The 7,957-nt window shown below is 67.5% G+C and carries 7 protein-coding genes; 2 read left to right on the plus strand and 5 right to left on the minus strand.

Translation table 11 applies throughout. The annotated features are described in order from the left end of the window. The gene (locus ACWIGI_RS36370; protein ID WP_454208099.1) at window positions 1-408 is read right to left on the minus strand and encodes a YciI family protein; all 408 of its coding nucleotides are present in this window, start codon (window positions 406-408) and stop codon (window positions 1-3) included. Window positions 409-937: 529 nt separating this feature from the next. Between ACWIGI_RS36370 and ACWIGI_RS36375 the strand changes: the two genes are divergently transcribed. Beyond that, window positions 938-1,837, plus strand: a complete 900-nt coding sequence (locus ACWIGI_RS36375) for a patatin-like phospholipase family protein (protein WP_454208100.1) — start codon at window positions 938-940, stop codon at window positions 1,835-1,837. 66 nt (window positions 1,838-1,903) lie between these two features. On the opposite strand, the gene ACWIGI_RS36380 is transcribed toward ACWIGI_RS36375, so the two are convergent. After that, window positions 1,904-2,974, minus strand: a complete 1,071-nt coding sequence (locus ACWIGI_RS36380) for an NAD(P)H-dependent amine dehydrogenase family protein (protein WP_454208101.1) — start codon at window positions 2,972-2,974, stop codon at window positions 1,904-1,906. Window positions 2,975-2,987: 13 nt separating this feature from the next. Then, complete coding sequence (locus ACWIGI_RS36385; protein WP_454208102.1) at window positions 2,988-3,812, minus strand: SDR family oxidoreductase; 825 nt, start codon at window positions 3,810-3,812, stop codon at window positions 2,988-2,990. 94 nt (window positions 3,813-3,906) lie between these two features. Here ACWIGI_RS36385 and ACWIGI_RS36390 point away from each other — a divergent pair, with 94 nt between their 5' ends. Next, the gene (locus tag ACWIGI_RS36390) at window positions 3,907-4,563 is read left to right on the plus strand and encodes a TetR/AcrR family transcriptional regulator (protein WP_454208103.1); all 657 of its coding nucleotides are present in this window, start codon (window positions 3,907-3,909) and stop codon (window positions 4,561-4,563) included. 76 nt (window positions 4,564-4,639) lie between these two features. Here ACWIGI_RS36390 and ACWIGI_RS36395 read toward each other — a convergent pair whose 3' ends face one another. Further along, complete coding sequence (locus tag ACWIGI_RS36395; protein WP_454208104.1) at window positions 4,640-5,398, minus strand: hypothetical protein; 759 nt, start codon at window positions 5,396-5,398, stop codon at window positions 4,640-4,642. Window positions 5,399-5,571: 173 nt separating this feature from the next. Beyond that, entirely contained in the window at window positions 5,572-7,239 is a 1,668-nt protein-coding gene (locus tag ACWIGI_RS36400) for a GMC oxidoreductase (protein ID WP_454208106.1), read from the minus strand. Window positions 7,240-7,957: the final 718 nt, after the last annotated feature.

The following is a 7,957-nucleotide window of genomic DNA, read 5'->3' on the forward strand; positions in this document are numbered from 1 at the left end:
TCACTCGGTGATGGTCGGCGGCTTGGTCATGAACGGGCGCAGCTCGAGCCATTCGTGGATGGGCTCGCCGCCCGCGCCGGGTGCGGCGGACAGTTCACCGGCCAGTTCCAGGGCGCGGTCGTAGCTGTCGACGTCGATCACCATCCAGCCGGCGATCAGGTCCTTCGTCTCGGCGAAGGGGCCGTCGGTCACCGGCGGGCAGCCCGGGCCGGCCGAGCGCACGAAGGTCCCCTCCGTCGACAGCGCCTGCGCGTCGACGAACTCGCCGGTTTGCTCGAGCCGGTCCGCGAAATCCTGCATGTACTTGATGTGCGCCGACACCTCTTCCGGCGTCCACTTGTCCATCGGCACGTCGTTGGCCGGGGCCGGGGCGCCGCGGTAGTGCTTGAGCAACAGGTACTTGGCCATCGTGATCTCCTCTGTGCGATGCGGCCGGTGTCGGCCGTCTTCACTGCGGGGACGGAGCCGGGCGCCGGTTCTCGACATCGCGCGGGAAAAAAATTCTCGGCGTTCTTCCGCCGGCCGTTCCCACGGTCATCGAAACAGCTCCCGGGGCGGAAACTACCGCATGCCGCGCGGGGGCCGCTGCCACGGACGATCTGCCGCGACCACGGAACAGGCGCATGAGGTGACGAACCCGCGGACGCCGCGTAGCACGCTGCTCCCGTCCCGAGCGACCGGCACGATCGGCCATTGGACGGGGCCATCTCCTCCAGCGCGCACCACTGCCGTCGCGAGGGTGGGGTTCGGCGCGTGCCTGATCGGTCGCGTCGGAGCAGACGTACCGGTCACCTGCGATCGAACCGGCGGTACCGGAAGCCACGCGACTGGACCGCCTCGTCGACCACCGGCTCTCGATCCCACCGGAAGCGGGTGCCTCGGGCAGCGCGCACCTCGTTCAAAGCGCCACGGCGCCTTCATCATTAGGATCGCGGGCATGGACAGTCGCGTAGTCGATCGAGCCTCCGGGGACGATGTCCGGCGCTCGATCGTTTTAGGTGGAGGCGGCGCCATCGGGGGCGCTTGGATGCTGGGCCTTGCCGCCGAATTGCAGCGCGCGGGTATCGAATTGGGAGCCGCGGACTCGATGGTGGGAACGTCGGCGGGGGCCGTCGTCGGGGCCGCGCTGGTCACCGGACAGGACCCGAATGTGGTTGCCGACGGGCCGTCTCCGGCGGGGAGCCCGAGTCCGCCCGTGCCGGTGCTGAACTTCGAGTTGCTCGGCCTCGCCTTCTCGGCGCTGTTCGACCGGACGCCGGATCGCGCCGAGGTAGGGCGCAGGGTCGGGCGGGTCGCGATGACGGAGCCGGTCGCGCTCCCGGCGCATATCGCGCCGATGGAATGGTCGCTCGGCGGCAAGGATTGGCCGGACGACAGGCTGCGGATCGCCGTCGTGGACGCCGCGACCGGTCAGCGACAGGTGCTGGACAGCGGCGGCGGGGTGCCACTCGCCGTCGCGGCCACGGCGAGCCGGGCCTTTCCGGGATCGTTTCCGCCCGTCCTGGTCGGTGATCGGCGCTACATCGACGGCGCGTTCTGGTCGCCCACCAACGCCGATCTCGCGGCGGGCTCCGATGTTCTCCTGGTACTGGAACCGCTGGCGCATCGCTATCCGCCGGAACAGGTTCGGGCGGAACTCGCGGACACGGCGACCGGCACCGTCGTGCGGTTCGGGCCCGACGCCGAGACCATCGGCATTTTCGACGGATTCACGGCGAAGCCCGATCTGAACGCCGCCTGGCCGGCGGCTTTTCGGGCGGGGGTCCGACAGGCGGATACGTTGGGCAAGCAATTGATCGACGCGGGGTGGGTGGGCTCGGCTCCGTCAGTGTCGTAGCGGGGCGGGCTCCCGGCACGTCCGAGTGACGTGCCGGGAACCGACTGCTATGCGCGGAGCGGGATTTCAGCGAATCGTGCCCTTGCCCGGGATCAGGGGCAGGTCGAGTGCCGTCACCCAGCCCGGGGGCAGATCGTTCACCGCGGGCACGGCGTTGAGCGCGCGCAGGCCGGTGGACAGGCAGCCCGCGACCGCGGGGGTGCGGCCGGACCCGTCGGTGAAGCGGAACGAGGTCTCCTGGGAGATCGACGGGGAACCGATGATGTCGACCCGGTAGACGTCATCCTTTGTGCCGGAAGGCCATTCGGGCGCGGCATCCAGGCCGATGCGGTTCACGTGCTCCAGGGTGATAACCTCGCGGCCGCGGTAGATGCCGTTGATCGTGAAGCGGATCGCGGCGACCGTACCCGCCTTGACGACGCCCTTGACCGACTGACGATCCTCGGGCGTCACCCACTTCTCCCACGTGGTCGTGATGTTCTCGAGCTCGATGCCCGCGGCGGCCGCGATCATCGGTACGGTCGCGCCCCAGGCCATGATCAGGATGTCCGGGTGTTCGAGCATGGCGTTGAACTCCGGCGGGTGGCCGATGCCCATCTCCAGCTCGTAATCGCCCTCGTAGTCGGTGTAATCGAGCAGTTCCGACGCGCGCACCGACTCCACCTCACCGCACAGGCCCATGAGCGTGAGCGGGAACAGATCGTTGGCGAAACCGGGATCGATGCCGGTGGTGAAGCAGGACGCGCCGCCCTCCTCGCAGGCCCGCGTGATCGGTTCGCGCCACACATCGGGCAGCTGCTTCATCGCGGGCCACACCCAGGGCGTCATGGCGGTCGAGCACACGTCGATGCCCGCGCGCAGGAAACTGCTGATGACCCTGATGTTCTCGTCGGCCAGGGCGGCGGTGGGACCGTAGTGCACGACGGCGTCGGGGCGCAGGGCGATCAGCTCGTCCACCGAATCGGTGGCCAGCACACCGGTTTTCGCGCCGCCGCACAGGTCACCGGCATCCTTGCCGACCTTGTCGGGATTGCTCACCCCGACGCCGACGAGTTCGAAGTTCGGATGCTTGGCGATCTCGGTCAGCACCATGGAACCGACGACGCCGGTGCCCCACAGGACAATTCGCTTCTTCATGGGCACTCCCGGGTTATCGGTGGAATTCACCGCAGTCGACGGTCAGCATCTGACCGGTGATCGCGGAGGCGAGGTCGCTGGCCAGGAACAGGGTGGCGCGGGCGACCTCTTCGGGCCCGGCCAGCCGCTGGAGATCGGTCGGGGCGGCCTTCTCCCGGTAGATGTCCTGGTGGGTGACGCCCGCCTGGCTGGCCAGCCAGTCGAAGTACGCCTTGTTGAGGTCCTCGTAGATGTAGGACGGCGCGACGCTGTTGACGCGGATGCCGCGCGGGCCGAGCTCGGTCGCCAGCGAGGACGCGAGATGCTGCAGCGTGCCCTTGGACAGCTTGTAGCCGGAGTACTCGGGCTGCGAACTGTAGGACACGCACGAGTTGAGCATGATCACCGAGCCGCGCGAACGCTCCAGCGCGTCGGCGAACAGGGCCGAAAGACGCAGCGGGGCGAACACATTGGTCTCGTTCACCGTGCGCAGGGCGTCCAGGTCGATCGTGGTGATCGGGTTCATCGGCGGGATGGCGAAGGCGTTGTTGATGAGGCAGTCGACCCGGTCGAATTCGGCGAGCGACCGCTCGACGAGAGCGCCGCGCTGCGCCTCGTCGGTGATGTCGGTGGGGACCGTCAGGACGGTGCGCCCGAACGCGCGAATCTCCTCGGCGACCGCCTCGATTCGCTTCTCGGTGCGGCTGGCCAGCACCAGATTCGCACCCATGCGGCCGGCCTCGACGGCCAGCGAATGACCCAGGCCGGGTCCCACGCCCGAGATCACGATGACCTTGTCCTGCAGCAGCGGTACCGGCGCGTATGTGTCCGCGGGTACGGCTTGCGGGGCAGCTGACACGACTACTCCTCGAGTCCGCAGCAGTTACACGATGTAACGACTTTGATGTGACAGACTGTAACGACTTCAGCCGCGACCGACAAGGACGAATTCCGTGACCGCACGCCACCGGCTGGGCCCGCACCGCGACCCCGCGCTGGACCACGCGGTACTGGACGCCGCCCGCGAGCTCCTCGTCGAACAGGGTTATGCCGCAACGTCGATCGACGCCATCGCCGCTCGCGCCGGCGTCAGCCGCCCCTCGATCTACCGCCGCTGGCCTTCCAAGGCGCACCTGATCGCCCAGGCGGTCTTCCCCGACGTCGGCTCCGAGAAAATAGCCCCCGACCTGCCCGCCGAGGTCCGCAAGGTCATTCGCGGCACGATCCAGCTCTTCGGCTCCGCAGAGACCCGAGCCGCGATGCCCGGCCTCATGGCCGAGATGCGCGAGGACCCCAGCCTCTACCGCAAGTTGTCCGCCCGCCTGGACACCCCCACCCGCGAGGAGCTGACCGGCTACCTGGACAGCACCCCCGCCCGCCCCGGCCTGGACCCCAACACCTTCCTCGACACGGTCGCGGGCGCGGCCCTGTTCGCGATGTGCATCCGCGACATCGACGACCTCGACGGGTTCGCGACGTCCCTGGAAGACCTACTGCTGTACGGGATCCTGGGCTCCCGCGAGCGCGCGGCGCGCGCGTCGAGCACGGATCAGCACGAGGACGGCGGGTCGAGTTCGCCGCCGGGCGAGGACCTCAGCCCCGCCCGATAGGCCTCCCAGGTCGGAACCCGGACGTCCTCGTCGGAGGCGACCTGTCGTGCATCGAATCCATTGTGGCTCCGGCGGATCAGCTGCTCGGCCTGCCGGCGAACACGTTGTAGAGGGTGTCCTTCAGGGTGTTCATCCAGCGTTCGTCGGTCTCGCGGCGTTGGGCGCGTTCGGCTTTCGAGGAGGCGGGGGGATAGCGCCAGCGCGCCCAGGGTGAGTGGGGGCGGGCCAGGCGGAGCGCGCCCACCACGCCTACCAGGGGGATGAACAGGGCCAGCATGCCTGTCCAGATCTTGCCTTTGGCGAGGGTTATCAGGGCCATCGCGCCGTGGAACAGGACCAGGAGGGTCAGGAACTGCCAGCCTCGGAACGAGTCGGTGACACCCAGGGGGGTCGCGCCCAACAGCATCAGGGCTATCACCGCGGTCGCGATCACCACCGCGTCCACCGAGATCCGGCCCTGCCGGGACCAGTAGACGTCCTGCAGATCCAGCATCAGGGCGAACTCGTCCAGGACCAGGGCGGCGCCCACCCCGAACAGGGCCGCGCAGAGTTCGAGCCAGGGCGAGCGGTCACCGGCGGGGCCGAACACGCCGAACCCGGCGACGAGCATGAAGATCACGCCGAACACCATGTGGTGGATGTGCAGGCCGCCGGGGGTGACGTTGCCGGGCCACCAGGACACCCCGGCCCGGATCATCCGCACACTGCAGCGGATGAACAGGAACGTGCACACGAAGGCCAGCAGCAGGATCGCCAGCGGCAGCTTGCCGGGCAGCACGATCATCCGATCGAACCACCCGGCCGCGAGCACATCGACCGGAGCGGCGGGCGACATCGCTCATCGCCCCGGCACGGTCGCAACGATTATCGGCATCATGTCGAACTTTCCGTCCCACCGCGATGTCGGATATCAGCACGTGCGATCAAAGCTACCGCGTAGTGCGTACGAGACTCGGCAGCTTTGCCGAATCACCCGACACTATCCAGCGATACCGGAGAGCGAGCGGATCAGCGACGTCCCACATCGCCGGCGATGATGGCGTCGATATTGCGCTCGGCCAACGCCGTCACCGTCACGAAGGGATTCACCGTGGTCGAGCCGGGAATGAGCGAACTGTCGATGACATACAGGCCCGGATACGACGTCAAACGCCCGTAGTTGTCGGTCGACTCGTTCAGCACGCAGCCGCCCAGCGGATGGTAGGCGAAATCGTCACCCCAGACCTTGCCGCCGCCGAACAGATCGTCGCGATAGGTGGTGCCGGCGCTGGCGTTGATCGGATCGAGGATGCGCGCGGCCGCGTCGATACTCGGCTGGTTCCACGCGGTCTGCCAATCCAATTCCACCCGGCCGGTGGCCGCGTCGAACCGGAAGGCGCCGCGATTCGGATTCTTGGTGATGACCAGGTGCATATTGACGAAGGTTTCGACGCCGATCGGGAACGAGGTGATTTCGGCGAACGCCGGTCCCGCGGGGTCGTTCCAGTTGTCGATGCCGAGGGCGGTGATGGTGGACTGGTTGATCCCGGTCGGATCGTCGAGTCGATTCTGCCTGGCGGCCATCACATTGCCGTTGTTGCCCCACCCGGACCCCACCGAGTCCGGGAGATCCGGCAACGCCCCGGTCGCCTTCTGCGCGACCAGCAGTTTGCTCGTGCCCACGCTGCCCGCGGCGAAAAACACACGCTGCGCGACAACGGATTTCGCGGCGATCGTGTGACCGTCGGTGCCGATCTCGTCCATCCGCACCTGATAGCCGCCGGGCGCCGGGGCCACCCCGGTGACGGTGTGCAGGGGAACGACCGTCACCCGGCCCGTCGCGGCGGCCTCGGCGAGATAGGTTTTGTCCAAACCCTGTTTTCCGAAATTGTTGCCGTACAACGATTCCTTGTTCAGCGCCGAGAGCGGTACCGTCCCGGCCTGTTCCTGCTTCATGTATTCGAAGTCGTACACGTTGGGCACGAACGTGGTCGAAAAGCCCGCGCCCGCGGCCAATGCGCGACCGACCCGCGCGTATTCGTAGCACTGCGCGCTCTCGAACCATTCCGGGTCGATGTGGTTCACCCGCAACGCGGCATTGGCGCGCGGATAGTAGGTGGCATACATTTCCTCGGGGTCGACCGAGGGCAGGATGTCGGGGAAGAACTCGCGTCGCGGCGTCACCGCCATTCCGCCGTTGACCAGCGATCCCCCGCCCACCCCGCGGCCCTGATACACCCGGATACCCCCGAAGTGCTCGGCGGCGAGCACGCCGGTGTACCGCTCGATCGGCATGTTGATCGGAACCCCGAGCAGGTGATCGGTCGGCTGATCGGTCATCGTCGACAACCAGGAGGACCGGCCGTCGGCGGGCACGGTCCCGGAGAAGACCTTGCCGTCCGGTCCGGGCGTATCCCAGGCCATACCCTGCTCGACGATCGTGACGGTGTGCCCGGCCTGCGCGAGCCGCAACGCCGCGACCGCACCCCCGTACCCGGCGCCGATCACCAGGATCGGCACTGCCGCACCGTCTTCCAGCCGCCCGATCGGCAACGCCGCCCGCGACCGCCGCCCGCCCCCGAGCACCGCGGCCCCGCCGAACGCCGCCGCCCCACCCAGCCCGGCCAGCACACCGGCCCCGATCAGAAACCCACGACGTCCGAAACCACGACCGGACACCGCATCACCCGCAGGCACACGCACCACAAACCTCTCAACACAGGAGCAACCGGGCGCAGTCTATGCGGACCGGCACGCTTTTGGCGCGCCGCTTGCCGATTGTCGTTCGCGCGGGCCGACATTCACGCGACCCGCTGCGCCGGCGGGCCATTCGACTCTCGGCCCGCGGCGACCTCGAGCGCCGGACTCCCGCCGCACCATCGACACCATCCCGAACTGGACGGTCCCCCGTGCAGCAGCCCCCTTGCACACCGCCGAGTACGTATCGACATTCCACTCACACATAATGCGCGAATCGTCCAAATTGTCGGCATCGCGCATCGGTCGCGATTGTCAAGGATTAATGCACAACTGTGACACCCCCGCAACTAGATAACCCGTCCTGCCCAACCATCAATATCCACGATGCATTGCTGCTAAATTGCTAGTGGTGGAGACCTATTCACGACGGCCGCGACGCTCTTATCTCCAGGGTCAGCGACCTGAAACCATGGACCACACACCGCTCTGCGGTGAGGTTCGGAGGGACCGGTCTGTTCTACACACATTCTCTCGGTGCGCCTGTGTCGGCGCGCTATCGAACAAGGTCGACGCTCTTGTCCGGGCGATCGAAGGGAGTGTGGACTCGTCATCGAAGGGGTTGCATACCTTTACCTTGCCGCAGGACCCGGCCGAATGGGCCTGCACCGGGCCGAATGGCGGACCGGCAGAACTATGACCACTGAGTCGGATGCGC

Source organism: Nocardia sp. NPDC055321, assembly GCF_053645575.1.